Here is a 17,166-nt window from a genome sequence, read left to right as displayed (position 1 = left end):
TGTCCCACGGAGTGTGCCGCGGTGTCCCTGTCGGGCGGGACGGCCCGCCTTCCAGTGTGAGTGCATCACCACTTCGGAAGGACACACGATGACCACCCACATCACCACCGAGCAGCGCGTCCGGGACGACCTCCCGCAGGACAGCGCCGCCCGCCCCGGACGCGGCTGGGCCCTCGCGGGCGTCGCCGCCGGACTCCTCGGCTTCGCCACGACGATCCTCAGCGCGGAGGCCGGTGCGGCCTACGTCGACGGGAAGGTGCAGGAGGCCGACGGCGTCATCGCCTCGCTGAACGGGCACGTCCCGCAGCTGATCGCGTTCCACGTCGTCGCCACGCTCACCGTGCTCGCGCTGGTGCCGTTCGGCGTCGGACTGCACCGACGCCTGCGGGCCGCGCTGGGCGCTGACAGCCTGGTGCCCGGCGTCGCCGCGTTCGGCATCCTCGGCACGGCGCTCGTCGTGCTGATGGGCACCGCCCTCAACACGGAGTTCATCTTCGGGGTCGCCGGGGACACGCCCCTGGCCGTTCCCGAGGCCGCCACCGTGTTCAACCACTGGATCGCGACCGTGCCGTGGGTCTGGGGACTCACGGGCCTTACGGGCTGGGCGCTGTTCCGGTCCTGGCGCCAGGGCGCCGTCCGCGCCTGGCTGGGGATCGCCGCCGGCGTCCTGGGCACCCTGTCGCTGCTGCTGACCGTCGTGCCGCTGCAGTACATGGCCGGCTGGACCGGCTCGGTCATGGTCGTCCTGGTCGGCCTCGGGCTCGCCTTCGGGGACCGCGGCGCCCAGTGACCTCGCTCCTCGATCGCCAAGGCGGCGGTTCGCTCCCCTCGGACGCGAACCGCCGCCATGATCTACGCATGAGGTCCTCGCAGACACCGGTCGGCGGTCTCGCCGCGTTCGGCGTCGGCCTCGCGCTGTTCGCCGTGGCGGCGGCGCTGGACCTGCGCGTCGGCGACGCCGTGGTCCCGGAGTGGACCGAGGAGCCCGGCTGGACCTTCGCCGCGATCGGCCTGGTCCAGGCCGGGCTCGGCGTCGTCGTGCTGTGGCACCGCCACCGCCATCCGTTCGGCTGGGCGCTGATCGGCCTGGGGATGCTCTGGGTCCTCGACGGCCTGGCCCAGTCGTACGTCCGGCTCGCCGTCCACGAGCAGGAGGCCCTGCCGGGACTGACCTGGGTGCTGTGGTTCCTCTTCCGCTTCACCGCCGTGCTGCCCATGAACGCCGCCGCGGTCCTGCTGCTGTTCCCCGACGGACTGCCCCGAGGTCGCTGGCGTGCCGCGGGATGGACGAGTCTGGCCCTCATGGGAGCCGGTCTGGCCCTGTTCCTCGTCGTGCCCAGCACGCAGACCGAGATCGACGCGTCGCTCGCGGCGCTCGTGCCCGGGGTGGACACCGACCCCACCTCGATCGAGGCGCTGCGCCCCGCGGCCGAGCAGGTCGTGACCCTCTCGTGGGTGCTCGGGAGTGTCGGGTTCGTGCTCGCGCTGGTCACGGTGGTCGCGCGGTACCGCGCGTCGCGCGACCGCGAGCGCGAGCGGATGCGGTGGCTCGCCTGGGCCGTGCTGGTCATGGTGCTGCTGATCGCCACGAGCCTGGTCGTCGACGTCCCGGCCCTGAACGCGATGCTCCTCGGCGCCGCCCTCCTGGTGGGCCCGGTCGCCATGGTCATCGCGATCGTGCGACCGGACGTCGTCTCCGTCGAGAACCTGCTGGTCCGCACGCTCGTCTACGGCGGCATCAGCGTGGTCATCGTGCTGGTCGACCTGCTGGCCCTCGCGATCATCTCGGCCACGCTCGGCGACGCGTTCGGCCAGCGCGAGGTCGTGCTGCTCGTCCTGCTGCTCGCCGCGATCCTCTACGGCCCGATGCGGCTGCGCATCGAGGCGTGGGTGCGGCGGCTGGTCCTCGGCGAGCGCCGCGACCCGTACTCGGTCGTGGCGAGCCTGGCGTCGACCCTCGAGCGCACCGACGACGACGGGTCCCAGCTGGCGGCGGTCGTGGAGGCCGTCTCGACGGCGTTCGGGCTCTCCTACGTGCAGGTCGAGGTCGACCGCTCGGCCGGTGAGCGCCTCGTGGCGTCGCGCGGCGTCCGTCCGGACGACGTGCGGTCCTTCCCCATCGCCTACCGCTCGCGCACGATCGGCCGGCTCACCCTGCCGGCCCACGGCGTGCGCAACCACCTGACCTCACGCGACGAGATCCTGCTGGCCGACGTGGTGCGCCAGGCCGCGGGCGCGATCCGCGCGAGCCAGCTGAGCGACGAGCTGCAGCGCAGCCGCGAGGGCCTCGTGCTGGCGCGTGAGGAGGAGCGGCGGCGGATCCGGCGCGACCTCCACGACGGGCTCGGCCCCTCGCTCTCGGCCGTGGTGTTCCGGCTGGAGTCGGCGCGGCTCACCGTGACCTCCGACCCCGCGTCGGCCGACGAGCAGCTCGCCGAGACCCGCGACGTCGTGCAGGACATCATCAAGGACGTCCGCCGGCTCGTGCACGACCTGCGCCCGCCCGCGCTCGACGACCGCGGCCTCGTCGGCGCGCTGTCCCAGCTGGCCGAGCACGCCGACGCCGCGGTCGATGTGCGGGTCGTGGCCGACCTCGACGGCGCCCTGCCCGCCGCGGTGGAGGTGGCCGCGTTCCGCATCGCCTCGGAGGCCATGAACAACACGCTGCGGCACGCGCACGCGCGCACCTGCTCGGTCTCGCTGACGGCCGACCCGGACGAGCTGGTCGTCGAGGTCGCCGACGACGGCGTCGGCATCGCGGCCGACGCCAAGCCCGGCGTGGGGCTGCTGTCGCTGCGTGAGCGCGCCGCCGAGCTCGGCGGCTCGGTGGACCTGCGCTGCCCCGACCACGGCGGCACGATCGTCACCGCGCGACTGCCCCTGCACGCGAGGATGGAGCCATGAGCGAGCCCGTACGCGTCGTCGTCGTGGACGACCACCAGATCCTGCGCGACGGCCTGGTCGCGCTGCTCGGCGCGATCGACGGGATCGCCGTGACCGGCACCGCCGGCGACGGGCGCGACGCGATCCACGTGGTCGACGCCGATCCGCCGGACGTCGTGGTGATGGACATCCAGATGCCCGTGCTGGACGGGATCGAGGCCACGCGGCACATCACCGGGCGTCACGACGACGTGCGCGTGCTGATGCTGACGATGAACGAGGACGACGACACGATCCTCAGCGCGCTGCGCGCGGGCGCCTCGGGCTACCTGCTGAAGGGCGCCGACGCGGCCGAGGTCCACCGCGCGATCCTCGCCACGGCGGGCGGCGGCATGGTGTTCGGCGCGTCGATCGCGGGACGCGTGGCCGGCCTGTTCGCCGGACGCACCCGGCACCGGCCGGAGCACCCGTTCCCCGACCTCTCCGAGCGCGAGCGGGCCGTGCTCGACCTGCTGGCCGCCGGCCGCAGCAACGACGCGATCGCGGCCGAGCTGTTCGTCTCGAACAAGACCGTCCGCAACGCCGTCTCGTCGATCTACGCGAAGCTGCATGCGGCCGACCGGGCCGAGGCGATCATCCGGGCCCGCGAGGCCGGGCTGGGCCGCGACCGCTGAGGCGAGTGGCTCAGGCGCGGCGGGTGGCGATGCCGCGCCGGAGCGCCCATGGGGAACGGGACCTCCGGCGCGGCACCTTCACGCCGTCTTGGGGGAAGAACGGCGCGCGTGGGTGCAGACACCCCCCGTGAGTCCGACCCACCGGCTCCTGGGAGGAGAGCCGACCGGACGTCACGATGCCCCAACCGTCACATGAGTCACATGCCCGGCACAAGTTCCCCGCGAGTAATGTCGCCCACGTGTCGCGCGGCGACGGCTCATCCCGTGCGGATGAGGCCCGCGGGTCCGCGCCTCGGCCATGCTGAGCGCGTGACGACTGCCGTCACCGGGCTGCGGCCCAGGGCATCGAAGGGACCCTCATGGACAGCTTCTGGGACTTCTTGTGGTTGACGATCTCCGTCTTCTTCTTCATGGCGTACCTCATGGTCCTGTTCAACATCATCGCGGACCTGTTCAGCGACCACGAGGCGTCGGGATGGGTGAAGGCCGTGTGGGTCTTCTTCCTCATCTTCGTGCCGGCGCTCACCGCGCTGATCTACCTCATCGCCCGCGGTGGCGGCATGGCCCGCCGTCAGCGTGCGAGGTACGACGCCGCTCGAGCGCAGAGCGACGCCTACATCCGCGAGGTCGCGTCCTCGTCGCCGGCCGACCAGATCAGCTCGGCCAAGTCGCTGCTGGACTCCGGCGCCATCAGCCAGCAGGAGTACGAGCAGCTGAAGGCGAAGGCGCTGGCCTGACTCAGGCCGAATCGCCCGAGCGTCGCAGCTCGATGCCGATCTGGTCGGCATCGAGCTGCGCCAGCATCCGGGTGAGGACCTCGCTGCTGTAGGTGCCCTCGGCGCGCTCCTGGAGCAGCACCTGACGCTGGCGCTCGATGATCTCGAGGCGCACGTCGTACATCACGGCGGGATCGAACGACTCGTCCTGCATCGCCTGCGTGACCCGGCCACGGACGTCGCCGAGCCCGGCCGGGAGCTCGACGTCGTCGAGCAGGTCGCCCGCCGCCGCCATCATGCGAGCGTTGAGTCGCTGCCACTCGTCGTCGACGCCCTCCTCACGGCCGGCGAGACCGAGCCGGCGGACGAACCAGGCCAGCGTGCCTCCCTGCACCACGAGCGACGTGAGGGCGACGAAGAACGCCACCAGCACGAGCAGCGAGCGGTTCTCGGTGTCGGTGGGCAGGGTCTGCGCCGCGGCGAGTGTGACCGCGCCGCGCATGCCCGCCCAGACCAGGATGAATCCCTCGCGGCGGCCGAACCGCGACGCGTCGTAGAAGTCGATGTCCGCGGAGAACCGGCGCAGCCTGCGTCGGAGGCGCTCGGCCCGCGGGTGCTCACTGCCCTCGACCTTCGTCGACCACTCGTCGAGCGCCTCGCGCAGCTGGGGCGAGCGTCGGTAGCGTCGCCGCTCCATCACGACGATCGCGAGCGTGTAGACGGCACGGATCGCCAGCGCCACGGCGAGCGCGACCGCGGCCAGCACCATCGCCTTGAGCACACCGCCCTCGGTGGTCTCCTCGACGTCCTGCACGAGCGCCGAGACCTCGAGACCCATCACGAGGAACACCAGGCCCTCGAGGAGGAGCTCGATCGTGCGCCAGTTCTGGCGGTCGGAGAGGCGCTGCTTCGGGCCGAGGTGCCGCGCCTGGCCGTGGCCCATGACGAGGCCCGCCGTGACGGCGGCGACCAGCCCCGAGGCGCCCAGGTGCTCGGCGGGCAGGAAGGCCACGAACGGCACCGTGAACGAGATCGCCGTGGTGAGCGCGGCGTCCTCGATGCGGGCGCGGATGCGCAGCACGACGGCGCCCACGATCCAGCCGATCGAGACGGCGCCGACGACCGCCCACACGAAGTCGACGAGGATGCCCGCGAGGCTCACGCTCGCGGCCGTCGCCGCCACGGCGGAGCGCAGCAGCACGAGCGCGGTGGCGTCGTTGAGCAGACTCTCGCCCTCGAGCACGGTGACGACGCGCGACGGCACCCCGAGCCGCTTCGCGATCGACGTGGCCACGGCGTCGGTGGGGCTGACGATCGCGCCGAGCGCCACGGCCAGCGCGAAGTCCAGGCCGGGGATCACCAGCATGAACACGCCGCCGAGGACCAGCGAGCTGACGATCACGAGCAGCACCGACAGCCCACTGATCGTGCGGAAGTCCCGCCGGAAGTCCATCGTCGGCATGTTGACCGCCGCGGAGTACAGCAGCGGCGGCAGCAGGCCCGCGAGGATGAGCTCGGGATCGACCTCGAACTCGGGCGTGAACGGCAGCAGGCTGACGACGAGCCCGATGGCCAGCAGCACCAGCGGCGCGGCCGTGCCGATGCGTGGCGCGAGCACCGACGCCGACACGATCGCGGCGACCACCAGGACGGCGGCGAGAATCAGGTCCATCAGGGCATCCCGGGCCGGATCAGGCGAGCATGTCGCGCACGAGCGGCGCGACCTGCGTGCCGTAGAGCTCGATGCAGCGCATCAGCTGGTCGTGCGGCATGGCGCCGTTGGCGTACTTGAGGTCGAAGCGGCTGACGCCGAGCGCCTGGAGGTTGGTGGCGATCTTGCGGGCCACCGTCTGCGGCGAGCCGACGTAGAGCGCGCCCTCGGGACTGGCGTCGCGCTCGAACTGGATGCGGGTGGTGGGCGGCCAGCCGCGCTCGCGCCCGATGCGGTCGCGCTGGGCCTGGAAGTGCCCGAAGAGCTCGTCGCGCGCCTGCTCGTCGGTCTCGGCGACGTAGCCCGGCGAGTGCATGCCGACGGGAAGCGGCTCGACGCCGTCGGCCGCGAGCAGCTCGCGGTAGTAGTTCGCGAACGGCACGAACTGCGCGGGCGGCCCTCCGATGATCGCGAGCATGAGCGGCAGGCGGTAGTGCGCCGCGCGGACGACCGACTGAGGCGTGCCGCCGACGCCGATCCAGACCTTGAGCCGGCCCGACTCGGTGGGAGGGTAGATGCGCTGGTCGGTCAGCGGCGGGCGGATCGAGCCCGACCACGTGACCGGCTCCTCGGTGAGGATCTGCGCGAACAGGTCGAGCTTCTCGGCGAAGAGCCGCTCGTAGTCCTCGAGCGCGAAGCCGAACAGCGGGAACGACTCGGTGAAGGAGCCCCGCCCGAGGATGACCTCGGCGCGGCCGCTCGACAGGGCGTCGAGGGTGGAGAAGCGCTCGAAGACGCGGATCGGGTCGTCCGAGCTGAGCACCGTGACGGCCGAGCCGAGCCGGATCCGCTCGGTGCGCGACGCGATCGCCGCCAGCACGACGTCGGGCGCGGTGATGGCGAAGTCGTCGCGGTGGTGCTCGCCCAGGCCGATGAAGGCCAGGCCCACCTGGTCGGCCAGCACGGCCTGGTCGACGACGTGGCGCAGCACGACGCCGTGGTGCTCGGGCTGGCCGCTCGCGTCGAGGCTGACGTCGCCGAAGGTGTCGAGGCCGAGCTCGACGGAGGCGGGATCGATGGCGCTCATGAGCCCACCGTAGTCGGGTCAGCGCCAGCGACGGATGCTGTAGACCAGCAGCACGATCGCGATGAGGTCGGAGAACCAGATGCCGGTGGCGCCGACCCAGCCCGCGGCCGGCAGTTGGGGACCGAAGCCCACGCCGAGGATCTCGAACTCGGGGATGGTCGGCGAGATGAACCAGACCACGCCGACGGCGGCGACCCAGATGATGCCCAGGACGCTGACGATGATGCGCGGGATCGTGGCGACGCCGTACTTGGCGGCCTCGACGGCCTTCTCCTCGAGCGGGTCCACGAGCCGGTCGGCCCACGTGTAGTGGCGCGCCAGCAGCGCGATGCCGGCGAACATGCCCAGCAGGCCCGGGCCGGGCAGCACCAGCATGAACACGCCGAGCACGACCAGCGTCCAGCCCAGCGCCTCGGATCCCGTGCGGTTGAACCAGCCACGCACGCGGGCACCGAAGCTCATGGAGTCATCCTGCCAGCCCCGGACCAACCCCCCGGGCGGGTCGACGCAGGCGGAGGCATCGGCGGGGCCTCAGCGCGAGACGAAGATGTGGGCGGCGGCGTCGGCGTCGATCTCGGCCGTCTCGGACTGCCGCGCCACGACGAGGCCGTCGTGACCACGCGAGGCGAGCACGTCGTTGCCGGGCAGGGCGCCCACGCGACGCAGCACCGACATGACCTCGGTGTCCTTCTGCAGCTCCTCGGCGATGCGTCGCACGACGACGCGCACCGGCTCGCTGCCGACCGCCGCGGTGAGCAGCGACTCGACGCCGTCGAGGAACTCGGGGGGACGCACGACCTCGCCCAGCTCGCCCAGACCCGGGATCGGGTTGCCGTAGGGCGACTCGGTGGGGTGGCCCAGCAGCGCGACGAGACGACGCTCGACCTGCTCGGACATGACGTGCTCCCAGCGGCACGCCTCCTCGTGGACGTACTCGATCTCCAGTCCGATGACGTCGGTGAGCAGGCGCTCGGCCAGGCGGTGCTTGCGCATCACGCGGGTGGCCAGCGAGCGTCCACGCTCGGACAGCTCGAGGTGGCGGTCGCCCTCGACCGTCAGCAGTCCGTCGCGCTCCATGCGCGCCACCGTCTGGCTGACCGTCGGGCCACTCTGGTGGAGGCGCTCGGCGATGCGCGCGCGCAGCGGGATGATCCCCTCCTCCTCCAGCTCGAAGATGGTCCTCAGGTACATCTCGGTGGTGTCGATGAGCTCGCTCACGCTGGCCATTGTTCCATGGGGGGTCCCATGCTCGGGCCGGTGCGTCGAACCCGGGCCCCCGGCGTGATCGGCCTGTCGGCCCGGGTGCGGAGCCGCCGCGCGCGGGGGACGATGCGGTCGTGACCGTCTCCGTGATGTGGTTCCGTGCCGACCTGCGCCTGGCCGACCAGGGTGCCCTCCGCTCGGCGATCGATTCCGGACCCGACGGCGTCGTCCCGCTGTTCGTCCTCGACGACCACTTCGACCCGTCGAACATGCCCGTCCGATCCGCCTACCTGGCGCGACTGCTGGCCGACTTCGACGAGCGCATCGGCGGCCTGCAAGTGGTGCGCGGGCGGCCCGAGGTGGAGGTGCCGCGCGTGGTCGAGCAGGCGAGCGCGAGCAGCGTGCACGTCACGGGCGGGCACACGCCCTACGCGATGCGCCGGGACCGACGGGTGGCCGACGCACTGGGCGACGTCCCGCTGGTGGACGCCGACTCGTCCTACGCCGTCGCGCCCGGCACGGTGCGCAAGGGCGACGGGACCTCCTACAAGGTCTTCACGCCGTTCTTCCGGTCGTGGCAGGCACAGGGCTCGCACCCGCCCGTCACGGCGGTCCGCTCCCACGCGGTGCCGTGGCTGCGGCCCGGGAGGTCGGCGGCGCTGCCCGAGGTCACCGAGACCGACGTGGACCTGCCGCCCGTCGGCGAGCAGGCGGCCCGCGCGCACTGGCGGCGCTGGCTCGACGACCACGTGGACGACTACGACGGCGAGCGCGACCGTCCCGACCTCGACTCCACGTCGCGCATGTCGGTGCACCTCAAGTGGGGCACGATCCACCCGCGCACCCTGCTGGCCGACCTCGCCGAGCGCTCCTCCGCCGGGGCGCGCGCCTACGAGCGGCAGCTGGCGTTCCGCGAGTTCTACGCCGACGTGCTGCACGAGTGGCCGCACTCGGCGTTCGGCTACTACCACCGCGACTACGAGCGCATGCAGTACGACGAGCCTGCCGGCGACTTCGAGGCGTGGAAGGAGGGCCGGACCGGCTTCCCGTTCATCGACGCCGGGATGCGCCAGATGCTCGCGCAGGGGTGGATGCACAACCGGGTGCGGATGGCCGTGGCCAGCTTCCTGGTCAAGGACCTGCACCTCGAGTGGACCCACGGCGCGCGCTGGTTCCGCGAGCGGCTCGTCGACGCCGACCTCGCCAACAACCAGCACGGCTGGCAATGGGTGGCCGGCTGCGGCACCGACGCCGCCCCCTACTTCCGCGTCTTCAACCCCGTGGGTCAGGGCAAGCGCTTCGACCCCGACGGCGCCTACATCCGGCGCTGGGTCCCTGAGCTGCGCGGGGTCGAGGGACGCGGCGTGCACGAGCCGTGGACCCTCGAGGAGCCGCCGGCCGACTACCCGCCCCCGCTCGTGGACCACGCGCAGGAGCGGCTGGAGGCCCTCCGCCGCCACAACGCGCTCGGAGGATAGCGTCGGGTCATGGTCACCATCCCCCGCCAGTTCAACGGTCCGCCCGACTCCGGCAACGGTGGCTGGGTGTCCGGCCTGGTCGCGCAGGCCCGTCTCGAGCAGGGCCACACCGGCCCGGTCACGTCGAGGCTGCGGATGCCGCCGCCGCTCGACACCCCGCTGGCGTGGGAGCACGACGCCGACGAGACCCGCCTGATGACCCACGGCGGCGCGCTCGTGGGCACGTCGGCACCCGGCTCGTTCACCCGCGAGCCCCCGCCGTTCCTCGACGCGAAGACGGTGCAGGCCGGCTACGACGGCTACCCCGGCTTCACGACGCACCCGTTCGACCAGTGCTTCACGTGCGGCACGGGCCGCGGCGAGGGCGACGGCCTGCGCATCTTCACCGGGCCGGTCGGCGACGACCTCACCGCCGCGCCGTGGCACGTGCACGAGGCGTTCGGTGAGGACGACGGCACGGTGGGCGTGCCGGTCGCGTGGGCCGCACTCGACTGCCCCGGCGGGTGGGCGGCCGACTTCTCGGTGCAGCCGATGGTGCTGGGCACGATGACCGCCGAGGTCTACTCGGCTCCCGTCGTCGGCGAGACCTACCACGCGATCGGCCAGCTGGCGCAGCGCGACGGCCGCAAGTTCTTCACCAGCACGGCGCTGTACACGCCGGACGGCGAGCTCGTCGGCCGCTCCGAGCAGGTCTGGATCGAGATCGACGTCGCCACCTTCGGCCGCTGACCCTCGGGGAGCGGTGAGTCCTCAACCCTTCCCCTGGGCGGGCGGTGCGTCACCAACCTCATGGGGACCTCATGCGGTTGACCACTCACCGGGCCCCGCGGGGAAGGGTTGACAGCTCACCGCCCTCGCACGGGTCAGGGCGTGGGATGGCGGCCGTCGTAGGCGAGGAAGCGGCGGCGCAGGGCGACCGAGACCAGGACGCCGGTGATGCACAGGGCGCCGCCGAGGACCATCGCCCACGGCTCGCCGACGACCTCGGCGACCGAGCCGATGACGAAGTCGCCCAGGCGCGGCCCGCCCGCGACCACCACGATGAACAGGCCCTGCATCCGTCCGCGCATCTCGTCAGGAGCCGCGGTCTGCAGGATCGTGGAGCGGTACGCGGCGCTGATCATGTCGGCTGCGCCCGACAGCGCGAGGAACGACACCGCGAGCCACAGCAGGCCCGGCACGCCGATCGCCGAGAAGCCCGCCGCGGCCACGCTCGCCCCGTAGACCACGATCGCCACCACGATCGCGATGCCGTGGCGGTGGACCCGGCTGACCCAGCCCGAGACCACGAACGCGATCAGCGAGCCGATCGCGGGCGACGCTTGCAGCAGACCCAGTGACGAGGCGCCCGCGTCGCTGCCGCTCGAGGTCGCGTAGACCGTGGCCGCGAGGGCCGGGAACAGCGCGCGCGGCTGGGCGAAGACCATCGCGCACAGGTCGACCACGAACGACATCGCGATGTTCGGGGCGGTGCGCAGGAAGCGCAGGCCGTCGACCACCGACTTCAGGCCGGGCACCGGCATCGGCGTGGCCGGCGGCAGCGGGGGCAGGCGCAGCACCGAGTAGAGCGCCGCGACGTAGAGCAGGACGTCGACGATGTACGCCGCCTCGACCCCGCGCCACGCGATCAGGGCGCCGCCGAGCAGCGGGCCGACCGTGAAGGACAGGTTGGTGGCCGCCATGCCCAGGGCGTTGGCGGCGGGCAGCAGGTGCCCCGGCAGCAGCTGCGGCAGCATCGCCGCGCGGGCCGGGTTGTTCACCGCGAAGAACAGCGCCTGCACGGCGACGACGCCGTAGAGGAACGCGACGGACTCGACGTCGGCGACGCTGTGGACGACCAGCGCGATGGCCGACAGCCACAGCCCCATCGCCGAGGCGAGCGCGACCGTGCGCCGGTCGAACGCGTCGACCAGCGCGCCGCCGTAGAGGCCGCCGGCGATCAGCGGCAGCAGGCCCGCGAGGCCGACCAGGCCCACCGAGAACGAGGACTCGGTGAGGGTCCAGACCTCCCACGCGATCGCGACCACCGACATCTGCTGGCCGAAGCCCGACACGGCCTGCCCGATCCAGAGCCGCCGGTACGCCGCCGACGCGCGCAGCGGTCGGATGTCGGTGAGCAGCCTGGGCACCGCAGCAGCCTAGGCGCGTCCCCGGACGCCCTCGCCTTCGCGGTGCACGGAGTCGTGGCGAGGGCGCCTAGAATCGGTCCTCGTGCCCGAGAATCCCCGAACCGCCACGGACGCCGTCGCGCCGCGGTCGCGCGGTCACCGGAGGAAGGCACCGGCGGTGCGCACCGACATCCAGGCCCTGCGCGCGCTGGCGGTCACCGTCGTGGTGGCGTTCCACCTGTGGCCAGGCCGGGTCTCGGGCGGCTACGTCGGCGTCGACGTCTTCTTCGTCATCTCGGGCTACCTGATCACGCTGCACCTCGCGCAGCGGCCGCCCACGTCGATCGCCGGACTCGCCGACTTCTGGGCCCGCCGTGTGCGCCGCCTCATCCCGGCCGCCGCGGTCGTCCTCGTGGCCACCGTCGTCGCGTCGCGGCTGTGGCTGCCCGCCACCCAGTTCGCCGACATCGGCCGTCAGGTCGTCGGCTCGGCGCTCTACGTGCAGAACTGGGTGCTGGCCGACTCGGCCACCGACTACCTCGCCGCCGAGAACGCGCCGACGCCCGTCCAGCACTACTGGTCGCTGAGCATCGAGGAGCAGTTCTACCTCTTCTGGCCGATCCTGATCGCCGCCGTCCTGGCGTTCCGTCGCGCGTGGCTGCCGCTCGTCACGGTCGCCGTGTTCGCGGCCTCGCTGGCGTGGAGCATCCGGCTGACCGACATCGATCCCGGCGCCGCCTACTTCGTCACCCCGGCCCGCGTCTGGGAGCTGCTGCTGGGCGCGCTCGTGGCGATCGCGGTGCACCGCGGTGTCACCCTCCCCCGCTGGCGCGGACCCGTGGCGCTCGTCGGCCTCGCGATGATCACGTACGCCGTCTTCTGGTTCGACCGCGCCACCGCGTTCCCGGGCTCGGCCGCCCTCGTCCCCACCGTCGGCGCCGCGCTCGTCCTGCTCGCGGCAGTGGACACGCGAGGCCCGTGGGAGGCCCGCTCGATCCAGCTCGTGGGCGACTGGTCGTACCCGATCTACCTGTGGCACTGGCCGCTCGTGGTGATCACGCCCCTCGCGCTCGGCGTCGACAAGACGCTGCGCACCGATGCGGTCGTCCTGGTCCTGACGATCGTCCTGTCGGGCCTCACCGTCCACTTCATCGAGCGTCCGCTGCGGTTCCACCCGTATCTCGTCGCCCGCAAGCGCGCCACGTTCGCGATGCTCGCGGCCTCCACGGCGCTCACGTGCGGCGCCGCGTGGGCACTGACGGCGGCGCCGGACGGCACCGAGGACAGCGGCCTGGCGATGACGCCGGTCGAGGCAAAGGCCGACCAGCCCGCCGTCTACCCCGACGACTGCTGGGCCAGCGCCCCGTTCACGACGCACCCGGTCTGCCACTACGGCGACGAGGGCTCCGACCAGCGGGTCGCGCTGATCGGCAACTCGCACGCCGGGCACTGGCAGCCCGCGCTGGACGAGGTAGCCACCGAGCGCGGGTGGGCGCTCGACACCTACCTCGCGTCGCAGTGCTACACCGTCGACCTGGACATCGCGTTCCCGAACCCGAAGTCCACACGCAACTGCCGCGCCTGGAACGCCGAGAGCCTGCAGCGGATCATCGACTCCGACCCGAGCCTCGTCGTGATCTCCAACCGCACCCGCACGCTGCCGCTGGCGGGCCTCGAGCAGCCCGAGGCCGACCGTGTCGCCCAGGCCGCGTACGCCGACACCCTCGACACGCTGACCGACGAGGGCATCCCGGTGCTGGTCATCCGCGACACCCCGGCCGCGGCGGGCAGCGTGCCCGACTGCGTGGCGCTCAACGCCGACGACCCCGCCGTGTGCGAGCGCCCGCGCGACGAGGCCGTGGAGCCCGATCCGCTGGCCGCCGCCGGGCGCGCCGACGACTCGGGCCTGGTCTCGGTCCTCGACGTCACCGACCGCCTGTGCGACGACGAGACCTGCCGGTTCGTCGTGGGCGACCAGATCGCGTACTTCGACCACGGCCACCTGACGGCGACGTTCTCGCGCGAGCTGGCGCCCGAGGTCGACGAGGCGGCCAGGAAGGCGATCCGCTCGGCCGCCTAGGAGCCGAAGACCTCGTCCACGACGCGCTCGGCGGCGTGACCGTCGTCGAGCGGGGCGAACCGCTGCCGGAACTCGTGGCGACGGGTCGCGTAGGCGTCGCCGTGGCCCTCGGCCTCGAGCAGCGCCGCGCGCAGCTCCTCCTGCGTGGCCACGATCGGTCCCGGCGCCTCGGCCTCGAAGTCGAGGTAGAAGCCGCGCAGGTCGTCGCGGTAGTGCGCCAGGTCGTAGCAGAACAGCACGATCGGCCGGTCGAGGATCGCGTAGTCGAACATCACCGACGAGTAGTCCGTGACGAGCACGTCGGCGACGCACAGCAGGTCCTGCATGTCGGGGTAGCTCGAGACGTTGAGCACCCGGTGCGCGAGCTCCGGCGGGATCTTCAGCGAGCCTCGCACGACGCTGTGGCGACGCACCAGGATCACGGTGTCCTCGTCGAGGCCCTCGACGAGCGGCTCCCACTCGAGCGCGCCGTCCCACACGAACTGCTTGCCCTGCTTGACGTCGTCGCGGAACGTGGGCGCGTAGAGCACGACACGGTCCTCGGGACGCAGGCCGAGACGGCGGCGGGTGACCTCGCCGACCTCCTTCGCGTCGCGGGCCAGCACGTCGTTGCGCGGGTAGCCGACCTCGAGGACGCGTCCCTCGTAGCGGAACGCCGAGCGGAACGCCTCCGTCGCGTACGGGCTCGGCGACAGCAGCATCGACCACGTGGCGGTCTTGGCCGAGACGCGCTCGAGGTAGCCCGGGGCGCGGCCCGTGGTGGAGACCGCGTCGTACTGCATCCGCTTGAGCGGGGTGCCATGCCACGTCTGGAGGTAGGTGGTGCCCTTCGCCGGCTTCACGACCGGGCCGAAGTTCTGGTTGTTGACCCAGTACCGGGCGCGGGACAGGTGCCAGTGGAACGCGGGCGAGCCCGGCTCGACCTTGCGCGTCGTGACGTCGAGCGGACGGAAGGTGCTGCGGGTGCTCCACACGTAGCGGAACGGGGCACCGCGACGGACCAGCTCCTCGTAGATCGCGCGCGGGCTGTCGGCGACGGCCCGGCCGGTGTCGCTCTCGAGGACCACGAGGTCGCGGCGTGGCAGCATCCGGCCCACGGCCGCGATCGCCTTCATCGACGGCTGGAAGAGGCGGCCCTTGCGGAACGCGCGGTACGTGCGGCGGCCGTACGACGAGTCGCGCAGACGCCACAGCGGCACCCAAGCGGAGCGCGCGGTGCGGACGGACTCGAAGACCTGCTCGCTGTAGGAACCCGTGGCGGGCTCGAGGAACAGCGCGCTGCGGCGGGCGTGCTCGGCGTCCTGCGGGAAGCCGGCGCGCCACGAGGCGACCACGGCCTCGGCGAGCGGCTCGACCTCGCGGAAGACGTCGCCCGGCAGGTCGAGGTCGAGGTCGAGGTGGGACGGCCTCTTGCCGAGGAAGCGCTGCCGGTCGAACTGGTGGTAGAAGACCGGGCGGCCCTGGAAGCTGAAGTCGAAGCCCACCGAGGAGTAGTCGGTGACCATCGCCGCGTGGCTGCGCAGCAGGGTCTGCACGTCCACGTCGCCCTGGCGCAGGACGGTGGCGCCCTCGACGGCGAGCGCATCGCCGAAGAAGCGCATGTTCGGATGCAGGATCACCGTGACCGGCAGGCCCTCGGCGATCGCCTGCCGGATCGGCTCGGAGGTCAGGAAGGCGCGCCAGCGCTCCAGGAACTCGCTCTCCTCGAACGCGGCCGGGCGACTCAGCCAGTCGCGCCACGTGGGGATCACGAGGATGCCGCGCGGCGGCTCCTCCGCGGGCTCGAGGAGGCGGTCGAAGCGGCTCAGGCCCGTGACGCGCACCTGCTGCGGCCGGTACCGCAGGTCGTTGATCATCAGCTCGCGCTCGCGCGGGGAGCTGACGTGGACGAAGTCGGTGTGGAACGCGGGGCTGAGGCGGCCGTACGTCTCGGCCATGTTCTTCGTGCCGAGCACGCCGTGCTGGAGGAACACGCGGTTGCCACGCATCCACCGGACCGCGCGGCGGTCGGACGTGGCCAGCACGAAGCTCGCGTTGTGCGTCGTGACGAAGCGACGTGCCAGGAAGCACGCGCGGATGTGCTCGCGGGAGCGCACCGTGACGACGTTCCCGAGCGGGTCGACGTTGGCGCGCTCGGGGCTGTCCTCGGTGATGACGTAGTAGGCCCGCCGGCCGGGGTGCTGCTGCCGGACCCAGCGGAAGAGGTGGAACCCCGCGTCCTGCGCCTTGTAGGGGGTCTCCCCCACCACCCACACCGAAGAGAACGCGCGGATCACGGTCCACAGCGGGCCGAGCCGTCGCAGCCGCGTGAGGTAGCGGTGGGCGTCGCGGGTGAAGAGCTCGCGGGCGAACGACAGGTTCTTGGACTTGAAGGTCAGGAACGGCACGAGGACCTGCGTGAAGCCCTCGTCCGAGCCCGTAAGCGGCTTCAGTCGGCGGAAGCCGCGCAGGTCGCCCGGCACGGCGAGACCGCGGCGCAGGGGCGTGCCGTCGTCGCCGTCCACGACCACGGCGACGTCGACCGACTGCTCGTTCGCGGGCATCCCGGCGGCCACGAGGGCAGTGACGTCGATGGCGCCCGCGATCGGGTGCGTGATCTCACGGCTCAGCGGATCGCGGGTGCCCGCGCCGACCTGCAGCGGCAGCCGGTGGGCGAACTCGGTGGCACGGACCGTGACCTCGAGCTCGGCGTTCCGACCGTCCGCGTGCATCGTGATCAGGTCGGCCTCGAACGCGAAGCCATGGGCCGAGCCGCGCACCGCGGTGACCTTCGTGAGGATCTTCGGGATGCGCTGCACGCCCACGCGGATCGAGAGGTAGCCGTCGCGGGTGGCGTACCACCAGACCGGCCGCTCGCGGGTCTCGCCGATCTCGGAGACGATCGCGGACCGGTCGCCCGGGCCCGCCGTGAGCCGGCGGGTGACCTTCTTGCCCGCGGCGCTCCTCAGGTGCAGCTGGACGTCGATCGAGTGGGAGCTGGTGGGCGCGCGGTCGGGCACGTCGGCCGTGACCGCGAACTCGGCGCGGCCGCTCGCGGGGACCTTGACCTTCGCGCCCCCGCCGCGGACCTGCAGCGTCACGGCGTCGACGACCATCCCGTCCCGGGCGGTGCCGGCGAGGGTGACCCGACCGTCGGCGTCCACCGCGACCCGGACCGCGTCGACGATCGGCGGGGCCGCGTCGTCGCCGCGGGTGACGGCCCGCTTGACGCGGGCCAGTCGCGCCCTCAGGGCTGCGGGAATCCGTGGTGCCACCTGGTCGCCTCCGCCTCTTCTCGGTCGTGTCT

At 72.4% G+C, this 17,166-nt stretch carries 13 protein-coding genes; 7 read left to right on the top strand and 6 right to left on the bottom strand.

From position 1 onward, the window contains the following. Positions 1-88: 88 nt before the first annotated feature. The 4 genes from ACGWYL_RS08390 (at position 89) to ACGWYL_RS08375 (ending at position 4,294) form a co-directional block, all read left to right on the top strand. On the top strand, positions 89-790 hold the full coding sequence (locus ACGWYL_RS08390) for a hypothetical protein (protein ID WP_395486932.1): 702 nt from the start codon (positions 89-91) through the stop codon (positions 788-790). 68 nt (positions 791-858) lie between these two features. Continuing rightward, a complete protein-coding gene (locus ACGWYL_RS08385) occupies positions 859-2,904 on the top strand; it encodes a histidine kinase (RefSeq protein ID WP_395486931.1) in 2,046 nt (681 codons plus the stop codon). Beyond that, the gene (locus ACGWYL_RS08380) at positions 2,901-3,557 is read left to right on the top strand and encodes a response regulator transcription factor (RefSeq protein WP_179426394.1); all 657 of its coding nucleotides are present in this window, start codon (positions 2,901-2,903) and stop codon (positions 3,555-3,557) included. The genes ACGWYL_RS08385 and ACGWYL_RS08380 overlap by 4 nt, the downstream gene beginning before the upstream one ends. Before the next feature lie 359 nt (positions 3,558-3,916). Next, complete coding sequence (locus ACGWYL_RS08375) at positions 3,917-4,294, top strand: SHOCT domain-containing protein (RefSeq protein ID WP_179426396.1); 378 nt, start codon at positions 3,917-3,919, stop codon at positions 4,292-4,294. Position 4,295: 1 nt separating this feature from the next. Here ACGWYL_RS08375 and ACGWYL_RS08370 read toward each other — a convergent pair whose 3' ends face one another. The 4 genes from ACGWYL_RS08370 to ACGWYL_RS08355 form a co-directional block, all read right to left on the bottom strand. Then, positions 4,296-5,945: a cation:proton antiporter gene (locus ACGWYL_RS08370; protein WP_395486930.1), complete on the bottom strand. Its 1,650-nt coding sequence runs from the start codon at positions 5,943-5,945 to the stop codon at positions 4,296-4,298. Positions 5,946-5,964: 19 nt separating this feature from the next. Continuing rightward, positions 5,965-7,011: an LLM class flavin-dependent oxidoreductase gene (locus tag ACGWYL_RS08365; protein WP_395486929.1), complete on the bottom strand. Its 1,047-nt coding sequence runs from the start codon at positions 7,009-7,011 to the stop codon at positions 5,965-5,967. Between the two features lie 18 nt (positions 7,012-7,029). Next, positions 7,030-7,473, bottom strand: a complete 444-nt coding sequence (locus ACGWYL_RS08360) for a PGPGW domain-containing protein (protein WP_179426402.1) — start codon at positions 7,471-7,473, stop codon at positions 7,030-7,032. Between the two features lie 69 nt (positions 7,474-7,542). After that, positions 7,543-8,229: a metal-dependent transcriptional regulator gene (locus tag ACGWYL_RS08355; protein ID WP_179426403.1), complete on the bottom strand. Its 687-nt coding sequence runs from the start codon at positions 8,227-8,229 to the stop codon at positions 7,543-7,545. A gap of 119 nt (positions 8,230-8,348) precedes the next feature. Between ACGWYL_RS08355 and ACGWYL_RS08350 the strand changes: the two genes are divergently transcribed. Continuing rightward, positions 8,349-9,692 carry a cryptochrome/photolyase family protein gene (locus ACGWYL_RS08350; RefSeq protein ID WP_395486928.1) on the top strand — a complete coding sequence of 448 codons (1,344 nt, stop codon included), beginning with the start codon at positions 8,349-8,351 and terminating at the stop codon, positions 9,690-9,692. A 9-nt stretch (positions 9,693-9,701) separates the two neighbouring features. After that, positions 9,702-10,421, top strand: coding sequence for a hypothetical protein (locus ACGWYL_RS08345; protein WP_269305283.1), 720 nt, complete (start codon positions 9,702-9,704; stop codon positions 10,419-10,421). 134 nt (positions 10,422-10,555) lie between these two features. Here the strand turns inward: ACGWYL_RS08345 and ACGWYL_RS08340 are convergent, their stop codons facing one another. Then, the gene (locus ACGWYL_RS08340) at positions 10,556-11,821 is read right to left on the bottom strand and encodes an MFS transporter (RefSeq protein WP_395486927.1); all 1,266 of its coding nucleotides are present in this window, start codon (positions 11,819-11,821) and stop codon (positions 10,556-10,558) included. Positions 11,822-11,978: 157 nt separating this feature from the next. Here ACGWYL_RS08340 and ACGWYL_RS08335 point away from each other — a divergent pair, with 157 nt between their 5' ends. After that, positions 11,979-13,880 carry an acyltransferase family protein gene (locus ACGWYL_RS08335; RefSeq protein WP_395486926.1) on the top strand — a complete coding sequence of 634 codons (1,902 nt, stop codon included), beginning with the start codon at positions 11,979-11,981 and terminating at the stop codon, positions 13,878-13,880. Here the strand turns inward: ACGWYL_RS08335 and ACGWYL_RS08330 are convergent. Further along, entirely contained in the window at positions 13,877-17,134 is a 3,258-nt protein-coding gene (locus ACGWYL_RS08330) for a CDP-glycerol glycerophosphotransferase family protein (protein ID WP_395486925.1), read from the bottom strand. The two genes, ACGWYL_RS08335 and ACGWYL_RS08330, sit on opposite strands and share 4 nt — an antisense overlap. Between the last annotated feature and the right edge of the window lie 32 nt (positions 17,135-17,166).

This window comes from Aeromicrobium sp. JJY06, from assembly GCF_044069275.1.
In the GTDB taxonomy this organism is placed as follows: Bacteria; Actinomycetota; Actinomycetes; order Propionibacteriales; family Nocardioidaceae; genus Aeromicrobium; species Aeromicrobium tamlense.
The sequence above is the reverse complement of the archived record's forward strand: the minus strand, read 5'-3'. Positions and strand labels throughout refer to the sequence as shown.